Annotated in this window: 1 protein-coding gene and 1 pseudogene; both read right to left on the bottom strand. The window is 75.6% G+C overall.

Annotated features, from left to right (window positions below; translation table 11 throughout):
* Positions 1-93, bottom strand: a pseudogene (locus ACWDSL_RS53325) (Mur ligase family protein); the annotation flags it as partial.
* A 472-nt stretch (positions 94-565) separates the two neighbouring features.
* Complete coding sequence (locus ACWDSL_RS53320; protein WP_450496987.1) at positions 566-1,294, bottom strand: ABC transporter ATP-binding protein; 729 nt, start codon at positions 1,292-1,294, stop codon at positions 566-568.
* Positions 1,295-1,621: the final 327 nt, after the last annotated feature.

Below are 1,621 nucleotides of genomic sequence, written 5' to 3'. Positions count from 1 at the left end.
GACCTGGTTGCCCTCGTAGATACGGCCCTTGTCGGCCGCGTACGCCGCCATCGAGCCGTGCCAGTCGAGGTGGTCGGGCGCGAGGTTGAGCCCGCCACCGCCGGTACGACGGCGAGCAGCGTGACCGTGGCGGCCGCGGGCACCGGATGCCCGGCGCCGAGCGGGCCGCCCGCCGCCCCGCCCGGAGCATCGGCCCACCGCAGCCATGAGCCGCTCAGGTCGCCCCGCAGCTGCAGGAAGGCGAGCAGCGCCAGCGCACAGCCCAGCGCGCACGACAGGGCGGCCGAGGCGCCCGCGAGCAGGGCCGACCTGGCCGGGCCGCCGCCGGCCGCCGCGAAGCCCGCGCCGAACGGGACGCTCGGGTCGGCGCGCGCCACCGCGATCGCGAGGTGGCCCGTGGCGGCCAGCGGCACCGCGCACCACAGCAGCCGTACGACCGCTCCGTCGGTCTGGTCGGGGTGCCCGGCCGCGTACCCCATGGCGCACAGCAGCAGAAAGCCCGTGCCCGCCGCCGCGGTGGCGACCAGCGACCGCCGCAGCAGCGCCAGGGGCCGGGCGCCGCGGGCTAGGCGGAGACTGAGCACGCGGACCTGCCCTCGGCCTCGGGGGAGTTGACCGCGCCCACCCGGCGGCCGTCCAGCAGCGCGACGGCGCGGTCCGCGAGGGTGGCCACCTCCTCGTCATGGGTGGCGAGGAGCACCGTGATGCCGTGCGAGCGGGCCGCCGTGGTCAGGGTGCGCAGCACCTGGGCGCGGTCGGCGCGGTACAGCGGGGCGGTGGGCTCGTCCGCGAACAGCACGGCGGGGGCGGAGGCCAGCGCGCGGGCGATCGCGATGCGCTGGCGCTGCGCCTGGAGCAGCGCGGCGGGGCGGCGGCGGGCGCAGTCGCCGACGTCGAGCCGGTCAAGCCACTCGTGCGCGGTGCTCTTGGCCTCGCGCCGTCCGATGCCGCGCAGCATCAGCGGCAGCGCGGCGTTCTCCCAGGCGGTGAGCTCGGGGATGAGCCGGGGCTCGGTGTCGATCCAGGCGAAGCGGTCGCGGCGCAGCTGTTCGCGGCCGAGCGGGGAGAGGGTGTGTACGGGGGCGCTGTTGAACCACACCTCCCCGCGGTCCGGGACGAGCAGGCCCGAGAGGCACTTGAGCAGGGTGGTCTTCCCACAGCCGCGCGGGCCGGTCACGGCCAGGATCTCGCCGTCGCGGGCGCCGATGGAGACACCGGCGAGGGCGGGCGACCCGCCGTAGGCGTACGTCAGGGTGCGTGCCCAGAGCACGTCGTTGTCCGGCGGAGCCACCATACGAAGCACCTCGCCTCAGCTGCGGTCGTCCGTGCGTTCCCCCAGTTGGGTGAACGAGCGCAGGGCCAATGGGTCACTGGCACGGTAAGGACTCCGTCTGCCGCCCGCGCCCAGGCTCGGCGCGGGCACGCTGTCATTTCCTCCGATCAGCCCTCTGCACGGCCGGTGCCGGCGGGGCGCGCAGCGCAGCGGAACGCGGAGGCGGCCGTAGCCCTCGGTGGGTCCTGGACCCGCGGACTACTGTGGGTGTCTCACCCATCGGACACCTGACAGGGAGGGGTGGCACGTGACCACCGAACTGCGTCGTCTGCGCAACTACATCGACGG

It is taken from the genome of Streptomyces sp. NPDC000941, assembly GCF_053599555.1.
This window is presented reverse-complemented; position numbering and strand designations above follow the sequence as displayed.

Coding starts and splice junctions, on each gene's coding strand:
- ACWDSL_RS53320 (WP_450496987.1), bottom strand. CDS start 1,294: ATGGTGGCTCCGCCGGACAACGACGTGCTCTGGGCACGCACCCTGACG.